The 18,435-nt window shown below is 69.2% G+C and carries 10 protein-coding genes; 3 read left to right on the forward strand and 7 right to left on the reverse strand.

Annotated elements, in window-relative coordinates:
• Window position 1: 1 nt before the first annotated feature.
• From ASC95_RS05475 to ASC95_RS05500, 6 genes are read right to left on the reverse strand one after another with little or no spacing between them, the layout of a single operon-like run.
• The gene (locus tag ASC95_RS05475) at window positions 2-2,626 is read right to left on the reverse strand and encodes a diguanylate cyclase domain-containing protein (protein ID WP_057296707.1); all 2,625 of its coding nucleotides are present in this window, start codon (window positions 2,624-2,626) and stop codon (window positions 2-4) included.
• A gap of 54 nt (window positions 2,627-2,680) precedes the next feature.
• Window positions 2,681-4,186 carry a malonyl-CoA synthase gene (locus ASC95_RS30390; RefSeq protein WP_057296708.1) on the reverse strand — a complete coding sequence of 502 codons (1,506 nt, stop codon included), beginning with the start codon at window positions 4,184-4,186 and terminating at the stop codon, window positions 2,681-2,683.
• Between the two features lie 6 nt (window positions 4,187-4,192).
• Window positions 4,193-5,143: a tripartite tricarboxylate transporter substrate binding protein gene (locus ASC95_RS30395; RefSeq protein ID WP_057296709.1), complete on the reverse strand. Its 951-nt coding sequence runs from the start codon at window positions 5,141-5,143 to the stop codon at window positions 4,193-4,195.
• A gap of 30 nt (window positions 5,144-5,173) precedes the next feature.
• Entirely contained in the window at window positions 5,174-7,168 is a 1,995-nt protein-coding gene (locus tag ASC95_RS05490) for a PAS domain-containing sensor histidine kinase (RefSeq protein ID WP_057296710.1), read from the reverse strand.
• A gap of 36 nt (window positions 7,169-7,204) precedes the next feature.
• Window positions 7,205-7,630: a globin family protein gene (locus ASC95_RS05495; RefSeq protein ID WP_057296711.1), complete on the reverse strand. Its 426-nt coding sequence runs from the start codon at window positions 7,628-7,630 to the stop codon at window positions 7,205-7,207.
• Window positions 7,631-7,643: 13 nt separating this feature from the next.
• Entirely contained in the window at window positions 7,644-7,841 is a 198-nt protein-coding gene (locus ASC95_RS05500) for a hypothetical protein (RefSeq protein ID WP_057296712.1), read from the reverse strand.
• Window positions 7,842-7,982: 141 nt separating this feature from the next.
• Here ASC95_RS05500 and ASC95_RS05505 point away from each other — a divergent pair, with 141 nt between their 5' ends.
• Both ASC95_RS05505 and ASC95_RS05510 read left to right on the forward strand, forming a co-directional pair.
• Window positions 7,983-8,711, forward strand: a complete 729-nt coding sequence (locus ASC95_RS05505; protein WP_057296713.1) for a response regulator — start codon at window positions 7,983-7,985, stop codon at window positions 8,709-8,711.
• A gap of 141 nt (window positions 8,712-8,852) precedes the next feature.
• Window positions 8,853-11,957 carry a ligand-binding sensor domain-containing diguanylate cyclase gene (locus ASC95_RS05510; RefSeq protein ID WP_057296714.1) on the forward strand — a complete coding sequence of 1,035 codons (3,105 nt, stop codon included), beginning with the start codon at window positions 8,853-8,855 and terminating at the stop codon, window positions 11,955-11,957.
• A gap of 17 nt (window positions 11,958-11,974) precedes the next feature.
• Here ASC95_RS05510 and ASC95_RS05515 read toward each other — a convergent pair whose 3' ends face one another.
• On the reverse strand, window positions 11,975-12,487 hold the full coding sequence (locus ASC95_RS05515; RefSeq protein WP_057296715.1) for a response regulator: 513 nt from the start codon (window positions 12,485-12,487) through the stop codon (window positions 11,975-11,977).
• A gap of 225 nt (window positions 12,488-12,712) precedes the next feature.
• Here ASC95_RS05515 and uvrA point away from each other — a divergent pair, with 225 nt between their 5' ends.
• Window positions 12,713-18,337, forward strand: a complete 5,625-nt coding sequence (uvrA, locus tag ASC95_RS05520; protein ID WP_057296716.1) for an excinuclease ABC subunit UvrA — start codon at window positions 12,713-12,715, stop codon at window positions 18,335-18,337.
• Window positions 18,338-18,435 lie beyond the last annotated feature (98 nt).

The following is an 18,435-nucleotide window of genomic DNA, read 5'->3' on the forward strand; positions in this document are numbered from 1 at the left end:
CCTAGATTTCGCCGCCGCGCCAGCGGCCGCGGCCGGCGCGTTTGGCTTCGTAGAGGCTGGCATCAGCCTGAGCCACCAATTGCTCCAGGCTGACGGCGCCCGTCGTCGCGACGCAGTAGCCGATGCTGACGCCGATCTCCAGCTCCAGTTCACCGATGTGATAGGGCGTGGAGAGGGCATGCAGCAGTTTGCCGGCCACGGTGGCGGCGTCGCTGGCCTCGTGCACCTGCGGCAACAGCACGGCGAATTCGTCGCCGCCCAGACGGGCCACCAGGTCGCCCGGGCGCAACGCATGGCGCAGGCGCAGCACCACGGCCTTCAGCAGCGCGTCGCCCGTCGGGTGGCCGTGCAGGTCGTTGACAGGCTTGAACTTGTCCAGGTCGAGGTAGAGCAGGGCCAGGCGCTGGCCCGGTGGTGCTGCCAGCAGGCGGCGCGCGCCCTCCTCGAAGCCGGTGCGGTTGAGCGCCTGGGTCAGCGCGTCGGTCTGCGAAGCCAGCCGCAGCCGCGCCTCCTCGCGCCGGGCTTCGGTCACATCGACCTCGATGCCGATCAGGCCCTCGATCTTGCCGCTCTGCACGCGCAGCGGTGCGTACTGCGCATCGAAGCTGTGGCCGTCGCGTTCGCCGTGTTCGACGAGATCCAGCCGGCGTGTTTCGCCGGCCAGGGCGCTTTCGATCAGCGGCGCGCGGGCCGCGTAGTCCTGCGCACCGAACAGCTCGGCCAGCGGTCGGCCGACCCAGTCCTTGAGCTCGACGCGGCGCTGCGCCTCGAAGGCGGCGTTGAAGAAGATCACCCGTGCCTCGGTGTCGCCGACGAGGAACTGTGCTCGCGCCGTGTGGGCGACGGCCAGCAGCATGGCTTCGCTGCGTTCTCGCTCGCGCTGGGCGCGCAGCTGTTCGGACATGTCGCGCAGGATGACCGACACGGTCTCGACCCGGCCGCGCACGTCACGGTGCATGATGACGAGGCAGTCCATCGGCAGCTTCGCATCGCCCAGCTGCAGGCCGATGCGGCCGCGCCAGTGGCCCTCGCGCATGGCCGCGGGTAGCACCAGCTTCTCGTAGCGGTCGAGCTGCTCGGCCGAGAAGTAGTCGGCGATGTGAGCGCCGCCCAGCGGCGCGTCGGTGGCCAGCCCCAGGCGGGCCCGTGCAGCCGGGTTGAGATAGGTGACCTGGCCATGCTCGCGGGCCTGGCAGACGAAGTCGGGCGTCATGTCGAAGATGGCGGTCAGCGTCTGCAGGGCCTTCTCCTGCTCGCCGCGCTCGGTCACGTCCTCCACGGTGCCGGCCTGGCCGGCGACCCGGCCGTCGAAGTACAGCGGCGCCGTGCGCACCGCGATCCAGCGGATGCGGCCGTTGTCGCCGCGCTTCATCTTGCGCACCATGTCGATAGGCTCGCCGGTGGCCATCTGGTGTTTCCAGCGCTGGATCAGCATGTCGCGCTGCTCGGGCTGCACGAGGGTGGTCCAGCCCCACTCGACGTCCTCGCGCCTGAGGCCGTGCACGCGCAGATAGCTGTCGTTCACGTAGACGATACGGCCGGTCTCGTCGGTGCGGAACAGGCCCAGCGGCATGGCGTTGCTGGTGGCCTGCAACGTCGCTTCGCGCAGCCGCGCGGCACGCTGCAGCTGACCCAGCCAGCGTGCGAGCAGCACCAAGCCCAGCGTGGCCAGCGCCGCGGCGGCCACCACCAGGCTGCGCTGGCGCCAGAAAGGCACGAGCACGTCTTCCTCGGTGCCGGACAGCAGCAGCCTGAGGCCATAGTCCGACAGGGTGACGAAAGCGCCGGTGCGGGGCCGGCCGTCGGTGGCCGCGCCGCTGCTGACGTAGAAACCTTCTTCACCGCTGAGATTGCGGCGGGCGGCGGGGAATTGCTCGAAGAGGTTGCGGCCGACGAATCCCGGCACCTCAGGCCGGCGCGACAGGGCCAGGCCGTCGGTGCGCAGCATGACGAGGGAGGACGGCGGCAACGGAACGAACAGGCCCTGAATGTCATGCAGGCGCTGCAGGTCGATGGTGGCCATGACGAACTCGTAGTCGTCCAGGGGCCGCGACAGCCGCATCAGCAGCGGCAGGCGCAGCCGGCCGTCGTCGGCGCGGCCGCCCAGGCGCAGCGGCAGTCCCAGGGCGATGCCCCCGGGCACCAGGCCGGCGATCTCGCCGAAGGCCGCGGTGCCGGCGATGCTGGCGTCGTCGCCCTCAGCGCCCGCCTGCAGCCGGCGCACCTGGCCGGTGGGCGCCACCAGCACGATGTCGACCATCTGGCGCGAGCCGCTGCGCACGCTGTCGACGAACTGGCGCAGCATGGCGTCGGCCTGCGGCAGCCCCTGTTGCCCATCGGCGCGACGCGTCAACAGCCACAGGTCGACGACGCGCAGCGCGCTTTCGGCCTGGCGCAGCACGGGCTCGGTCTGCATCGCGACGGCGCGAACGCCGGTGGCCAGCTCCTGGCGCTGCTGGGCCAGTAGTTCACGGGGCTTCTCGACGGCATACCAACCCACCAAGGCCCAGATCGTCAGCACGACGGAACCGAAGGCCAGGGCGGGCGCCAGCAGCAGGGCACGCTCGCGCCAGCGGCGGAGGCGGGCCTGCTTGAGCGGCTCGGTGGGCGGGGTGGCGGCGCTCATCGGGGGCAGGGGTTGCGGGCCATTGTGCGCCGCGGCTCCCGCCGTCGGGTCCCGCTATTTCGGCGCGAACAGCGCCGCCTGCTGCTCGCGCAGCAGCTTCTTCTGCACCTTGCCCATGGCATTGCGCGGCAGCTCCGGCACGACCAGGATGCGCTTGGGCACCTTGAAGCCGGCGATGCGGGCCTTGAGGGCCTGGATCAGCGCTTCGGGGTCGGGCCGGCCGTCGGGCGTGATGACGGCAATGACGGCCTCGCCGAAGTCTGGATGCGGCACGCCGATGACGGCCGATTCACCGACGCCGGGCAGTTCGTTCAGGAAGCCCTCGATCTCGGCCGGGTAGACATTGAAGCCGCCGCTGATGATGAGGTCCTTGCTGCGGCCGATCAGCGTCAGATAGCCATTGGCGCCGACGCGGCCGACGTCGCCGGTCTTGAACCAGCCGTCCGCGGTGAACTCCTCGGCCGTCTTCTCGGGCATCTGCCAGTAGCCGCTGAAAACGTTCGGCCCGCGTACCTGCACATGGCCGATCTCGTCCGCCGCGCAGGGGCGGCCCTCGTCATCGACGATGCGCAGGCCCACGCCCGGCAGCGCCGGGCCGACGGTGCCGCCGATGCGTTCGCCGTCCTCCGGGCGGCAGGGGTTGGAGGTCAGCATCAGCGTCTCGCTCATGCCGTAGCGCTCGAGGATCAGATGGCCGGTGCGGGCCTGCCACTCGCGCCAGGTCTCGATCAGCAAGGGTGCCGAGCCGCTGATGAAGAGGCGGATGTGGTTGCAATCCAGCGTGCGCTCCTGCAGCAGCCGCACGTAGAGCGTGGGAACGCCCATGAAAACCGTGGCCTCGGGCAGGCGCCGCGCCACGGCACCGGCGTCGAACTTGTTGAACCACAGCATCTTGCTGCCGTTGAGCAGCGCGCCATGTGAAGCGACGAACAGGCCGTGCACGTGGAAGATGGGCAAGGCGTGCAGCAGCACGTCATCCGGCTTCCAGTCCCAGAAGCTCTTCAGCGTCTGCGCGTTGGAGAGCAGGTTGCCGTGGCTGAGCATGGCGCCCTTGCTGCGCCCGGTCGTGCCGCTGGTGTAGAGGATGGCAGCGAGATCGCTAGCGGCGCGCTCGACCGGTTCGTGAGCCAGCGGCATCTGCGCGGCGCGGTCCAGCAGCGTGCCCGTGCGATCGTCGTTTAGCGTGAAGACCCAGCGCACGCCGCGCTGGAAAGCCAGCTTGCTGACCCAGCCGAAGTGCTTGCCCGCACAGACCACGACGCCCGGTGCTGCATCGCTGATGAAGTGCTCCAGTTCGGCCGCGTGATAGGCCGGGTTCAGCGGCAGGTAGACCAGGCCGGCACGCAGCACCGCCAGGTAGAGCATCAGGTTCTCGACGCTCTTGTCGGTGTGGACGGCGACGCGGCTGCCAGCGGGCAGCTCCAGCCGGCCCAGCCAGTTGGCGAGCATGGCGCTGCCGTTGTCGAGGTCGCGCCAGCTGTAGAGCAGGCCGTCGGCGTCGATGGCGGTCGCGTCCAGGTCCGCCGGGAAGCCGGCGCGCAGGGCCGAATACAGGTTCATCGCGGCTCAGTCCATCTTTGCGCCGGAGCGCTTCACCACTTCCGCCCAGCGCTTGACTTCAGAGCTGACGAATTGCCCGAAGGCGTCGCCATAGAGATTGGGCGTCTCCGCGCCCAGGCCGTGCCAGATGTTGCGGATGTCGTCCGTTGCGAAGGCCTTGCGCAGTTCGGCCTGCATGGCGGTGATCGCTTCCTTGGGTGTGCCCTTGGGCGCCCACAGGCCGTACCAGGTCGACACCTCATAGCCCGGAACGCCGGCCTCTGCGGCCGTCGGCACGTCGGGAAAGCCGACGGCGCGCTGCTTGCCGGCGACCGCAAGCGCCTTGATGCGGCCGCTCTTGATGTGGTTGGCCGAAGAGCCCAGGCCGTCGAACATCAGGTCCACCTGGCCGGCGATCAGGTCCTGCAGGGCCGGGCCGGCGCCGCGGTAGGGGATGTGGGTGATGAAGGTCTTGGTCTGCAGCTTGAACAGCTCGCCGGCCAGATGGTGGGAAGTGCCGTTGCCGGCCGAGCCGTAGTTCAGCTTGCCGGGCTTGGCGCGCACCGTGGCGAGCAGACCCTTGAGATCGCTGACAGGCACCTGGCCCGGGTGCACGACGATGACCTGGGGCACGCTGGCCAGCAGGGCCACGGGGATGAAGTCCTCTTCCAGCTTGTAGTCCAGCTTGGGGTACATGGACGGCGCAATGGTGTGGTGCACGGCGCCCATGAAGAAGTTGTTGCCGTCCGGCGCCAGCTTGGCGGCGATGGTGGCACCCACCGTGCCGCCCGCGCCGCCCTTGTTGTCGATGATCACCTGGCGGCCCAGCTGCCGGGTCAGCAGCGCGGTCAGCGGTCGCGCGAAGGCGTCGGTGCCGCCGCCGGCAGGAAAAGGAACGATCCAGGTCTGGGGCTTGTTGCCTTGCGCCAGCGCCAGCCAGGGGCTGCACAGCGCGGGCAGCAGCGTGCGTCGCTTCATCGCCTTGTCTCCGTCAGTGTTGTGCGGCAATTATGGTTGCAGCAATGCGGTCACACGTGCCAGCAGTTCAGGCTTGGAGAAGGGCTTGTTGAGGCTGTCGCAGCGCGCCTCTTGCAGGAACTGGCGCGCGATGGGCGACAGCGTATCGCCGGTGACGAACAGCATGCGCCGCGCCAGCGACGGGTGCTGGGCCTTGACCTCGCGCCAGAGCTGGGCGCCGTCAATGTCGGGCATGTGCAGGTCGCTGACGATGGCGTCAAAGCGCGCCTCGGCGAGCATCGCCAGTGCCACCGCGCCGGACTCGGCCGTCATGACCTCATAACCCGCGCCCGACAGCATCTCGCCGATCAGCTCGGCAATCTCGGTCTCGTCATCGACGACGAGGACGCGGGCGCTGCACTCGTCGGTCGCCGGCAGCGGTACGGGTTCGGTCTCGCTGGCCTCGGGCTCGCCGCTGACGGGCATCTGCAGGCAGAAGCAGGCGCCGTCGCCGCCCTCGTCCTGGATGTTGAGCTCGCCGCCGTGGTCGCGCGCGATGGAGCGCGACACGGCCAGGCCCAGGCCGGTGCCGACGCCCTCGCTCTTGGTCGTGAAGAAGGGTTCGAAGATGCGATCGCGCAGCTCGGGATCGATGCCGGGGCCGTTGTCGCGCACGCGCATCCAGACACGCGGCGTGCGGCGGCGGTCGCCGTCGGTCATCGGCGCCACGCCGGTGGAGACGGTCAGGCGGCGGCCGTTGTCGCGCGCACCCAGGGCCTGTTGGGCGTTGACGATGAGGTTGAGCACGATCTGGCCGATCTGGTCGGCGTCGGCCTTGACGGGCGGCAGGCCCGGCAGCAGGTCCAGCGTGACGGCGATGCCGTGGCTGCGCAGCACATAGCCCAGCATGTCGACGGCGGCCGTGGCCAGGTCGTTCAACGCCACCTCGCTGCGGTTGGCTGGCCGGCTGCGCGCCATGTTCAGGAAGGTGCGCACGATGCGGCCGCAGCGCTCGGCGGCCTCGTGGATGCGCTGGGCATCCGCGGCGCGCGGGTCGCCGCTCATCTTCTCGGCCAGCAGCGACGCGCGGCCCATGACGATGGACAGCGGGTTGTTCAGCTCATGGGCCACGCCGGCCAGCAGGCTGCCCATGGCGGTCAGCTTCTCGCTCTGGCGCAGGGCTTCGCGCTGGCGTTCGATCTCGCCTTGCGCCGTCTGGCGCTCGGACAGGTCGAACAGCGACGCGGTATAGAAGGCCTGGCCCGCCACGTCGGTGCGCCACAGCACCATCTCGACGGGAAACTCGTTGCCGTCGGCGCGCTGGGCCTGCATCTCGACGCGCTTGCCGATGATGCGCTGCTCGCCGCCGGCCGAGACGCGCGCCATGCCCGCCTCGTGGGCCGCGCGCAGCCGGGCCGGGATCATCACGTCGGATACCGAGCGGCCCAGGGCCTCGGCGCGCGCCAGCCCGAACATGGCCGCGGCGGCGGGGTTGAACTCGACGATGTGGCCGGTCCTGTCGGTGGAGACCAGGGCCGCCATCGCGTGGTCGAAGATGGAGGACTTCAGCGCCTCGCTGGCCTGCAACTCGGTGACCTTGGCCGACAGCTCTGCGTCGCGCCGCTTCAGCTCGGTCAGGTCCAGGCTCATGACGACGGTGGCCTGCGGCACGCCACCCTGCACGTCGACGGGAACCAGGTGCTCGCGCATATAGCGCCGGCCGGCACCGGCCAGCTCGGTCCAGCCCTCCCACGCGACGGTCTGGCCGCTGGCCAGGCGCGAGCGCACGGCACCGTAGTCGGCATAGGCGGCGTCACCAATGATGCGGCCGATGGGCTGGCCGAGCACCTGCTTGGGATGCAGGCCGGTGAACTTGAAGAACTCGTGGTTGGCCCAGACGAAGCGCTCGTCCACGTCGATGACGACGACGCGCGCCGGCACCGCTTCCAGCAGTTGCGACAGCAGCGGCAGTGTCGCCTTGAGCACGCTGCCGAGTTCGCCCACGCCGGCGTCCGGTGTGGGATGGAATTGCAAGGTCTCTGTCATGCGGCGCGCTCCCTGGGCGGCCGATGATAAGGACGGTCAGGCGGCCAGCGCCTCGGCGGCAGCCCCCTTTTGCATCGTCTGCGCGACATGGCCATACATGACGGTCCAGGCTTCGCGCACTTCGGCCGTGAAGCCGTCGCCCAGGCCGGCGGCCAATGTGTCCAGCAGCGCGGCACCGACGCTGGCGTAATGGGCCTCGACGACACCATAGCCAGCATGGCGCTGACCGAGCTTGAGCAGCACGGGGTTCAGCGAGGCGGGGCGGTCCAGCAGGTCGATGGCGGCGCCGATCATCTGCATCAGCCGCGCCCCCTGCTCGACCATGGCGCTGCCACGGAACAGTGCGCGCAGGGCGGGGTCACGGGCAAACAGCTGGGCGTAGAAAGCCTCGGCGACGGTGGGCGCCAGGGGCATGAGCGGCGCGAAGCTGCTGCGGATCAGGTGGATCTGGTGCGGGGTCATGGCAGCCTCGGTGTCAGTGGATGAGGTAGGCGTCGGCGACGGGTGCGAACACGCACAGCATGGGCAAAGCCATGATGAGGCGCTCGAGCAGGTTCCAGCGGGGCGCGGGCGCCGGGGCGTGTTCGAGGTCCTCGGCGAAGGCTTCGCTGCGGTAGCCGACGAGCATCGTTTCGGGCCAGTCGGTGGAGGGGTTGTCGCTGCGGTAGTGCATGGGGGTCTTCCGGTTGGTGTGTCGCCACTGTCGGACGCGCCGGTTTCAAGCCCGCTTCACGCCGGCTCGCCTGTGTTGCGTTTGTTTCAACACCACGCCGCCTTGCCCCGAACAAGGCCAGCCTGCCTATCATTCGCCGCCATGTCAGACACTTCGCCCACCGTGCTGCTCGTCGACGACGAGCCTGAATTGCGTGCCTTGCTGGCCGAGTATTTCGGCCGCAACGGCTTCGAGGTCATGCAGGCCCAGGACGCCGCCGCGGCCCGCGCCCGCGTCGCCGAGCGAGTGCCCGATGTGGCGGTGCTCGACATCAACATGCCGGGCGAGAACGGTTTGTCGCTGGCCCGCGCGCTGCGTGAGGCCCATCCGCGCCTGGCTGTGCTGATGCTGACGACGGCGGGCGAGGCCATCGACCGCATCGTCGGCCTGGAGGTGGGGGCGGACGACTACATCGCCAAGCCCTTCGAGCTGCGCGAACTGCTGGCCCGCGTGCGCGCCGTGCTGCGGCGCCTGCAGGTGACGGCCGCGCCTGCGCCCTTGCTTGCACCGGAGGATCCCGAGCGGGTCGCCTTTGGCCTGTGCGAGCTCGACGTGGCCCAGCGCAAGCTCTTCGGCATGGACGGCACCGAGATCGACATCACGGCCGCTGAATTCGACCTGCTGGCACTGTTTGCGCGCCACCCCAATCGCCCGCTGAACCGCGACCAGATCATGGAGCAGGCCCACAACCGCGGCTGGGACGTGTTCGACCGCAGCATCGACCTGCGCGTCATGCGCCTGCGTCGCAAGGTGGAGCGCAACCCCGACAAGCCGGAGGTCATCAAGACCGTGCGCAACGTCGGTTACGTCTACGTGCCGGTGGCGGGCTGAGCGGACCTTTTCACGGCGCTGGCTGCAACAAGTCCGTGGTCCCTGGCGCCGCGGTGGTTTTGTACCTTATCCTGGCTGTCAAGGACGCGCGAAGTGCGCCGCTGCGCGCAAGCTGCAGCCGTGCATGCGCCTTGCGACGGCATGGGTCACTTTTTCTCGCTGATCAACACAGGGCGGCGCTTCGTCGCCCTGCTCGGGCTTGCGTTGGGCGGTGGCGCAATGGCGGCGAACGAGCCCGCCCCCACGCCTTGGGCCGCCCGTTCGGATGCGGTGTTCCACCAGGTGCTGGTCGCACCGATGTCCTTCACCACGCTGGCCCAGGACGGCGAAGGCTTCCTCTGGATCGCCACGCAGTCCGGGCTGTCGCGCTGGGATGGCTATCAGCTTCGCAGCTATGTCAGCGACATGGCCTCGTCCGGCGCCCTGCCCGACAGCTACGTGCAGGCGCTGCATGTCGATGACCAACGGCGTCTTTGGGTCGGCACCAGCGCTGGTGGGCTGGTGCGCTATGAGCCGCGCACCGACCGTTTCATCGCCGCATTGGCGGCCGGCGCCGCGCTGAGCCGCAAGAGCGTGCACGCCATGCTCGACGAGGGCAATGGCCAGCTGTGGGTCGGCACCGGTGCTGGTCTGGACCTGCTGGATACCCGCCGCGGCACGGTGCAGCGCCACGCGGTACTGGCTGGGGCGAAAGGCCTGCCCGATGGCGCCGTGCTGGCGCTGCTGCGCGACTCGACGGGTGGCCTGTGGGTGGGCTCCGACAAGGGCCTCTTCCGCCGTGCCGCCGGCAGCGATCGCTTCATGCAGGTCGGGCTGCCGGCCGAAGAGCATGCGCCGTTCGTCGCCAGGCTGCTGCTGGACAGCCAGCGGCGGATCTGGGTCGGCACGCGCTCGTATGGCGTTTTCGTGATCGAGCCCGAGGCCGAGGCGGTGCCATTGCATCGCTTGTTGCAGGCGGCCGGCGCCGACGCGACGGGGCTGGGCAACGTGCCGATCCGCGTGATGGCCGAGGCCGCGCCGGGTGACGTCTGGCTGGCCCCTGATGGTGGCGGCATCCTGCGCATCGACACCCGTCGCTGGGAGATGCGCCGCGTGCGGCACCGCTCGGACAGCGCGGCCAGCCTGCCCGACGACGACGTCGCCGCGATGTACCGGGATCGCAGCGGGCTGCTCTGGGTCGCCACCGACACGGGGCTCAGCCACCACGACGCGCGCCAGGTCACCGTCAGCACCTGGTTCGGCGGCCCCGGCGCAACAGCCGGCATCAGCCACCCCAACGTGCCGTGCGTGCTGCCCATGCCCGATGGCAGTGTCTGGCTCAGCACGGGCGACGGCGGCATCGACGTCGTCAGGGCCGATCAAGGCCGCATGGCGGCGTTGCGGCCCGACGCTGCCACACCGGCCACCGCGCTGCCGCCGGGCCGTGTGCTGAGCATGGTGCGTGCGCCGGACGGTGTGGTCTACCTTGGTACCCAGCGCGGGCTGTATCGCGCCACGGCCGATGGCCGTGCGGTGCAGCGGTTGTCTATCCCTGGCCGCTCACCCACCGCGTCGGTCTGGGCCATGGCGATGCAGGATGGCCGGCTCTGGCTGGGCGGTCTCGACGGCCTGTGGGCAGTCGCCCCGGCCGATGGCCTGCAACTGGGCGTGCTGGCGCATGAGGACGGCAGCCGCTTGGATGAGCAACGCGTCACCGCGCTGCTCGCGGGCCGGGACGGTGTGCTGTGGGTGGGAACGCGCACGGGCGTGTTGCGGCTGGATACGGCCACGATGGCGCTGAGCCGGCTGGCGCCCGACGCACCTGGCCGGGTCGGCTTTCCCGTTGGCTATGTCTCCTCCATGCTGCTGGACCGCCTTGGCCGCCTGTGGGTGGCCAGCTTCGGCGCCGGCGTGCGCGTGATGGAGGCCGCGCAGGCGCTCCAGGCCCAACCGCAGGTCAGGCGCATCACCCTGGCCGAGGGACTGCCGCACAACGGCGTCGACGCGCTGGTGCTGGCGCCGAACGGCGACGTCTGGGCGAGCACCGACAGCGGCATCGCCCACATTGCGCAGGACAGCCTGCGCGTGCGCAGCCTGCGTGCGGCCGAGGGGGTGGGCATCCCCACCTACTGGACCAATGCCGGCGCGTCCAGTGCCGACGGCATGCTGCTGTTCGGCGGCATCGGCGGCTTGACCATCGTGGACCCGCGTCAGCCCGAGGCCCGCGCCGAACCGGCGCCGCTGGTGATCACTGAAGTGCGGCTGGGCGGTGTGCGGGCCGTGGTGCCACCGGCCTCTCCCGGCGACGAAGCCCTGACCCTCGAGCCGGAGCGGCGCAGCCTGCTGGTCGAGTTCTCGGTGCTCGACTACGGCGCACCCGAACGCAACCGCTACGAATACCGGTTGCCGGGCGTGGACGCCGATTGGGTCGCCACCGAGCCGAACCGGCGCATCGCCACCTACACCAACCTGCCGCCCGGCGACCATGTGCTGGAGTTGCGCGGCGCCGGCGCGCAGGGCGGGTGGTCCGAGGTGCTGCGGCTGCCGCTGCATGTGCGGCCGCGCTGGCACGAGATGCTGTGGTTTCGCATCGGCCTGGGCGTGGCGGTGGCTGCGCTGCTCGTGGCGATGATGCAGGCGCGCACGCTGATCCTGCGGCGGCGCCAGCGCACGCTGGAGTTGCTGGTGGCCGAGCGCACGATGGCGCTGGAGCAGCGCACGAGTGAGCTCCAGAGAAGCCAGCAGCAACTGGAGCAGCTCGCCTATTACGACGGCCTGACCGGGCTGGCGAATCGGCGCCTGTTCAACGACGACCTCCGCCACCTGATGGCCCAGGCGCAGCGCAACGGCCTGGGCCTGTACCTGCTGTTGATCGACCTGGACCATTTCAAGCAGATCAACGACACCCAGGGCCACGATGCCGGCGACGCGGTGCTGAGGACGGTCAGCGCCTGCCTTGGGCTCGCCGTGCGGGAGGCGGATCGCACGGCCAGGCTGGGCGGCGACGAGTTCGCCGTGCTGCTGCCCGACACCATCGAGCCGGCTGCAGCGGAAGCGGTATGCCGCCGTATTGCCCAGGCGCTGGCCCAGGTGCTGCCTCAGGGGCAGTCGTCGTTGACGCTGCCCAGCGCGAGCATCGGTGCCGCCTGCTATCCGCGCGACGCGCAGGATGTCGACGGGCTGTACAAGGCGGCCGACCTGGCGCTGTACGACGCCAAGCGTGCGGGGCGATCCCGCTGGCATTTGTATGCGGGGCCGCGGGTCTAACCCTGGCCCCGCTCCCGTCAGTTCGGCTCGGGCAGCTGGAGCCAGCGTTGCAGCCGCGTGCGCAGTGCGACGAAGTCCAGCGGCTTGGTCAGGTGCTCGTCCATGCCGGCCTCGAGGCTGGCGGCCACGTCCGCATCCAGCGCATGCGCCGTCAGGGCCAGGATGGGGAACGCGGGCAGCTTGCCCTCGCGCTGCTGGCTGCGGATGCGGCGGGCGCATTCCAGGCCGTCCATGCCGGGCATCTGGATGTCCATCAGCACGAGATCCGGGGCCGATTCGGCACAGGCCGACAGGGCTTCGAGGCCGTTTCTGGCCAGGCGGGCCTGAACGCCCATCAGCGCGAGGAATTCCAGCGCGACGACCTGGTTGATGTGGTTGTCCTCGACGAGCAGGACCTGGGCTTGTCGTTGGCTCGGGGCGGCACCGCCCTCGTCGGGCTCTGGCGCGTCAACACCCGCACCATCGGTGGCGGCATTGAGCCAGAAGGGAACCAGTACCTGCGCCGGCTCGGGCAACCTCGACTTGTCCATCCCCATGTCCTTGTGTCAGCTTGTTCTTTTCTTATGCGGCCCTCGAGGAGCCGTGAGCTATTGTTGCCTCAGGGGGCGCTGTAGCGCAACCAGATGCCCCATGAATGCAGTGCGGCTTGGGCCGCCCATGTCGCCTGAAACAACCGCTCGTCGGTCGCGGGTGCTGACAGTTTTGGTCCCTGCGTCTCCCTACACTGCTCGCCTTTGTCGTTTTGGCCCCCATCAATGTCTGACGGTCTGATCCGCATCCGAGGCGCTCGGCAGCACAACCTCAAGAATCTCGACCTCGATCTGCGCACTGCCGAATTGACCGTTGTTACAGGTCCCAGCGGCTCGGGCAAATCCAGCCTGGTATTCGACACCCTCTATGCCGAGGGCCAGCGTCGCTACGTGGAGACGTTTTCCGCTTACGCGCGCCAGTTCCTGGACCGCATGGACCGCCCGGCCGTGGACAAGGTCGACGGTGTGCCGCCCGCCATCGCCATCGACCAGACCAATCCGGTGCGCACCAGTCGCTCCACGGTGGGCACCATGACGGAGCTCAATGACCACCTGAAGCTGCTTTTTGCGCGCGCAGCGGAGCTGTTTGACCGCAAGACGGCGCTGCCGGTCAGGCATGACACGGCCCAGAGCATCTATGTGGAGCTGCTCGCTCGCGGCGAAGCAGCCGACGACCCCAGGATGGCGCTCAGCTTCCCGGTGGAATTACCCGGCAACACGAGCGCGGAGCAGGTGCAGCAGTGGTTGTCCGCCAGCGGGTTCACGCGGGTGCAGGGCGAACGCGAGGTTGAAGGCAAGAAGGTGTTAGATGTGGTGGCCGATCGCTTCCGCATCCAGGGGGCCGACAAGCAGCGCGCGATGGAGGCCATCGAGCTGTGCCTGAAGCGCGGCGCGGGTCGGGTGAATGTTCACGTCGGTGACGACGGCGCCACACTCTGGCGGTTCTCGACCGGCCTTCACTGTCCCGAAAGCGACATCCGCTACGCCGACCCGCAGCCGGCGCTGTTCTCCTTCAACTCCGCTTTCGGCGCCTGCGACAGCTGCCGCGGCTTCGGCCGCGTCATCGGCGTCGATCTTGGCCTCGTCATTCCCGACGACCGCAAGACCCTGCGCAACGGCGCCATCAAGCCCATGCAGACGCCGGCATGGAAGGATTGCCAGGAGGACCTGCTGAAGTACGCCGGCGAGGCCGGCATCCCACGCGACACGCCGTGGAAGGACCTGTCCGCCGCCCACCGCGAATGGGTCATCAACGGCACGCCGAACTGGAACGGAAACTGGAACAAGCAGTGGTACGGGGTCAAGCGCTTCTTCGACTACCTGGAGAGCAAGGCCTACAAGATGCACATCCGCGTGCTCTTGTCCAAATACCGCAGCTATACCGAATGCCCGGCCTGCCGCGGCGCGCGGCTCAAGACCGAGGCGCTGTTGTGGCGCGTCGGCGCCAAGCCGTTGGCCGACGCCGCGCTGCCGGCGGCGCAACGCTTCCTGCCCGTCGGCGTCGATTGGTCGCGTGAGCAGCTGGAGACGCTGCCGGGCCTGGCCCTGCACGACCTGATGCAGCTGCCCATCCAGCGCCTGCGCGACTTCGTCGACGGCCTGCAACTGCCGAGCACGATGCTGGACGAGGCGCTCAAGCTGCTGCTGGACGAGATCCGCCACCGCAGCCGCTACCTCTGCGACGTCGGCCTGGGCTATCTGACGCTGGACCGCCAGAGCCGCACCCTGTCCGGCGGCGAGGTGCAGCGCATCAACCTGACGACGGCGCTGGGCACCTCGCTGGTCAACACCCTCTTTGTGCTGGACGAGCCCAGCATCGGCCTGCACCCACGCGACATGGGGCGCATCGTGCAGGCCATGCAGCGGCTGCGCGACGCGGGCAACACGCTGGTCGTCGTCGAGCATGACCCGGCGGTGATGCTCGCGGCGGACCGTTTGATCGACATGGGCCCCGGCCCCGGCGAGCGCGGCGGCCAGATCGTCTACGACGGCACGCCCGAGAGCATCCGCTCGGCTGACACGCTGACCGGCGCCTACCTCGGCGGGCGCAAGCATGTCGGCATGGGACTCAAGCGCCTGGTGGACGAATCGACGCCCAAGCTCATCCTCGAAGGCGTGCGCGAGCACAACCTGCGCGACGTGACCGTCGAGTTCCCGCTGCAGCGCCTCGTCGTCGTCACCGGCGTGAGCGGCTCGGGCAAGAGCACGCTGATGCAGGACGTGCTGTATCCCGCGCTGGCCCGCCAGTTCGGCAAGGCGACCGAGACGCCCGGCGCGCACGAGCGCTTGCTGGGCGGCGACTTCCTCGCCGACGCGGTGTTCGTCGACCAGTCGCCGATCGGCAAGACGGCCCGTTCCAACCCGGCCAGCTATGTCGGCGCCTGGGACGAGATCCGCAAGCTGCTCGCCGATGCGCCGCTGGCGCGCGAGCGCAGCTACACCGCCAGTATGTTCAGCTTCAACGCCGGCGACGGCCGCTGCCCGACCTGCGGCGGCTCGGGCTTCGAGCATGTCGAGATGCAGTTCCTCAGCGACGTCTACCTGCGCTGCCCGGACTGCGACGGCAAGCGCTTCCGTGCCGAGATGCTGGATGTGAAGCTGGCGTTGAAGGACCGTGACCTCAGCGTGTCCGACGTGCTGGAGCTGACGGTGGCCGAGGCGGTGAACCTGTTCAGCGAGCACCGCGGCGTCATCGCCAAGCTGCAGCCCATCGTCGACGTGGGCCTGGAATACGTGCGCCTGGGCCAGCCGGTGCCGACGCTGTCGGGCGGCGAGGCGCAGCGCTTGAAGCTCGCCGGCTTCCTGGCCGAGGCGGCAGCGTCGCCACGTTTCGGCGTCGCCAAGAAGGGCACGCTCTTCCTGTTCGACGAGCCGACGACGGGCCTGCATTTCGACGACATCGCCAAGCTCATGCGCGCGTTGCGCAAGCTGCTCTCCGCCGGCCACTCGCTGATCGTCATCGAGCACAACCTGGACGTCATCCGCGCGGCCGACTGGCTCATCGATCTCGGCCCCGAAGGTGGCGAGACCGGCGGCGAAATCGTCTGCGTCGGCACGCCCGAGGAGATCACCAAGCATGCGAGCTCGCACACCGCCGCCGCGCTGCGCGACTATGCGCTGCACATGGACCGCCCGGCCATGGCCGTCGAGGAAGGTCGGCCGCTGCAGTCCATCGTGCTGGCGCGCCGCCAGACGGACGAAGCCATCAAGATCGTCAACGCCCGCGAGCACAACCTCAAGGGCCTGAGCGTTGACATCCCGCGCGGCAAGTTCAACGTCGTCACTGGTGTGTCGGGCTCAGGTAAGTCCACGCTGGCCTTCGACATCCTGTTCAACGAAGGCCAGCGCCGCTATCTCGAATCGCTGAATGCCTATGCGCGCTCCATCGTGCAGCCGGCAGGCCGGCCCGAGGTCGATGCGGTCTGGGGCATCCCGCCGACGGTCGCCATCGAGCAGCGCCTGAGCCGCGGTGGCCGCAAGAGCACGGTGGCGACGACGACCGAGGTGTGGCACTTCCTGCGCCTGCTTTACGTCAAGCTGGGCGTGCAGCACTGCATCAACGATGGCGCACCGGTGCGCCCGCAGAGCGTCGAGTCGATTGCCGCCCAGTTGATGCGGGACTACCGCGGTCAGCATGTGGGCCTGCTCGCACCGCTGGTTGTGAATCGCAAGGGCGTCTACACCGACCTCGCCAAATGGGCCAAGGGCCGCGGCCATACGCACCTGCGTGTCGACGGCGAGTTCCTGCCGACCTCGCCGTGGCCGCGCATCGACCGCTTCAAGGAGCACACGCTGGAGCTGCCGGTCGGTGACCTCGTCATCGAGCCCGCACGCGAGGCCCAGCTGCGCGAGCTGCTCGCCAAGGCGCTGGACGTGGGCAAGGGCGTGCTGCACCTGCTGGCACCGCTGGATGGCCTCAGCCTGGAAGAGGGCGGTACCGGCGCAGGCGTCGGCACCGTCAAGGTCTTCTCCACCAAGCGCGCCTGCCCGGTCTGCGGCACCAGCTACCCCGAGCTGGACCCGCGCCTGTTCTCCTACAACTCCAAGCACGGCTGGTGCACCGGCTGCGTCGGCACCGGCCTGGCGCTGACGCGCGAGCAGCGCAAGGCGCTGGACGACAGCGTGCAAAGCGACGACAACCGCGGCCGTGAGCAGAGCTTCCCGTCCGAGGAGGCCGAGGTCGAAGGACTGACCGATGCGGTCTGCCCGGACTGCCATGGCACGCGCCTGAACCCGACGGCGCGTTCGGTCGAGTTTGAGGACAAGGGCATCGGCGAAGTGGCCGCCTGGAGCGTGGGTGAAGCGCGCGACTGGGTGCGCGGCCTTCACCTGCATGGCCGTGATGCCGACATCGCGCGTGACGTCGTCAGTGAAATCCTCGGCCGGCTGGAGTTCCTGCAGGAGGTTGGCCTGGGCTATCTGACGCTGGACCGTGCGGCACCGACGCTGTCGGGCGGCGAGGCCCAGCGCATCCGCCTGGCCGCGCAGCTCGGCAGCAACCTGCAGGGCGTCTGCTATGTGCTGGACGAGCCCACCATCGGCCTGCATCCGCGCGACAACCAGATCCTGCTGAAGGCGCTGGCGACGCTGGGCGACAAGGGCAACACACTGGTCGTCGTCGAGCATGACGAGGACACCATCCGCCGCGCCGACCACATCATCGACATCGGCCCTGGCGCCGGTAAACGCGGTGGCCGCGTCGTGGCCGAGGGCACGGCGGCACAGCTGGCGCTGCAGCCCGAATCGACGACGGGCCGCATGCTGGCCCACCCGCTGATCCACCCGTTGCAGGCCCGCCGCCCTATCGAAGCGGACGCGCCCAGGCTGACCGTTCTGAACGCAGCCCTGCACAACCTCAAGGCGGTGACGGTGGACGTGCCGCTGCATCGGCTGGTGGCGGTGACCGGCGTGTCGGGCTCCGGCAAGTCGACGCTGGCGCGCGACGTGCTGCTGGCCAACATGGCCGTCGCCGTGCCGCTGCGCAAGGCGCCGGCCAGGTGGACGGGCTGCGACGGCATCGAAGGCCATGCCCAGGTGGACCGCGTGCTGGAGGTCGACCAGACCCCCATCGGCAAGACACCGCGCTCCTGCCCGGCCACGTACATCGGCTTCTGGGACGCCATTCGCAAGCTCTTTGCGGAGACGCTTGAGAGCAAGGCGCGCGGCTATGCGCCGGCGCGCTTTTCCTTCAACACCGGGGCGGGCCGCTGCCCCGGCTGCGAAGGCCAGGGCATGAAGACCATCGAGATGAGCTTCCTGCCCGACGTGAAGGTGCCTTGCGACCAGTGCCATGGCCAGCGCTTCAACCCCGAGACGCTGGGCGTCAGCTGGCGCGGCAAGAGCATTGGTGACGTGCTGGCGATGGAAGTCGACGAGGCCGTCGAGTTCTTCGCCTCGATGCCGTCGATCGCACACCCGCTGCAATTGCTCAAGGACGTGGGCCTGGGCTATCTGACGCTGGGCCAGCCGTCACCAACGCTGTCGGGCGGCGAGGCGCAGCGGATCAAGCTGGTGTCGGAGCTGGTCAAGGTGCGCGACGACGTGACCCGACGCGGGCAGAAGGCGCCGCACACCCTCTACGTGCTGGACGAGCCGACCGTGGGCCTGCACATGGCCGACGTGGAAAAGCTGATCCGCGTGCTGCACCGGCTGGTGGCGGGCGGGCATTCGGTCGTGGTCATCGAGCATGACCTGGATGTGATCGCGGAAGCGGACTGGGTGCTGGATCTCGGGCCGGAGGGCGGCGATGCGGGTGGGCGTGTGGTCATAGAGGGCACGCCGGAGCAGGTCGTGGCGAGCGGCAGTCACACGGGCGTGGCCTTGAAGCCGGTGCTGGCACGGTTGGGCTGACTCGGCCGCGCTTCGGTTTTCCAGAAGTCCGGTTGCGGCTCCGCCTGCTTTGTCCGGGGCATCGGACCGGACAAACTGCACCGTTCAATTGACCGGAG

This window comes from Pelomonas sp. Root1217 (assembly GCF_001425705.1).
Classification (GTDB): Bacteria; Pseudomonadota; Gammaproteobacteria; order Burkholderiales; family Burkholderiaceae_C; genus Pelomonas.

Excerpts from the sequence above, each read along its gene's own strand:
- ASC95_RS05510 (WP_057296714.1), top strand. The coding sequence starts at position 8,853 with ATGGGTCACTTTTTCTCGCTGATCAACACAGGGCGGCGCTTCGTCGCC.
- uvrA (WP_057296716.1), top strand. The coding sequence starts at position 12,713 with ATGTCTGACGGTCTGATCCGCATCCGAGGCGCTCGGCAGCACAACCTC.
- ASC95_RS05475 (WP_057296707.1), bottom strand. The coding sequence starts at position 2,626 with ATGAGCGCCGCCACCCCGCCCACCGAGCCGCTCAAGCAGGCCCGCCTC.
- ASC95_RS30390 (WP_057296708.1), bottom strand. The coding sequence starts at position 4,186 with ATGAACCTGTATTCGGCCCTGCGCGCCGGCTTCCCGGCGGACCTGGAC.
- ASC95_RS05505 (WP_057296713.1), top strand. The coding sequence starts at position 7,983 with ATGTCAGACACTTCGCCCACCGTGCTGCTCGTCGACGACGAGCCTGAA.
- ASC95_RS05490 (WP_057296710.1), bottom strand. The coding sequence starts at position 7,168 with ATGACAGAGACCTTGCAATTCCATCCCACACCGGACGCCGGCGTGGGC.
- ASC95_RS30395 (WP_057296709.1), bottom strand. The coding sequence starts at position 5,143 with ATGAAGCGACGCACGCTGCTGCCCGCGCTGTGCAGCCCCTGGCTGGCG.
- ASC95_RS05500 (WP_057296712.1), bottom strand. The coding sequence starts at position 7,841 with ATGCACTACCGCAGCGACAACCCCTCCACCGACTGGCCCGAAACGATG.
- ASC95_RS05515 (WP_057296715.1), bottom strand. The coding sequence starts at position 12,487 with ATGGACAAGTCGAGGTTGCCCGAGCCGGCGCAGGTACTGGTTCCCTTC.
- ASC95_RS05495 (WP_057296711.1), bottom strand. The coding sequence starts at position 7,630 with ATGACCCCGCACCAGATCCACCTGATCCGCAGCAGCTTCGCGCCGCTC.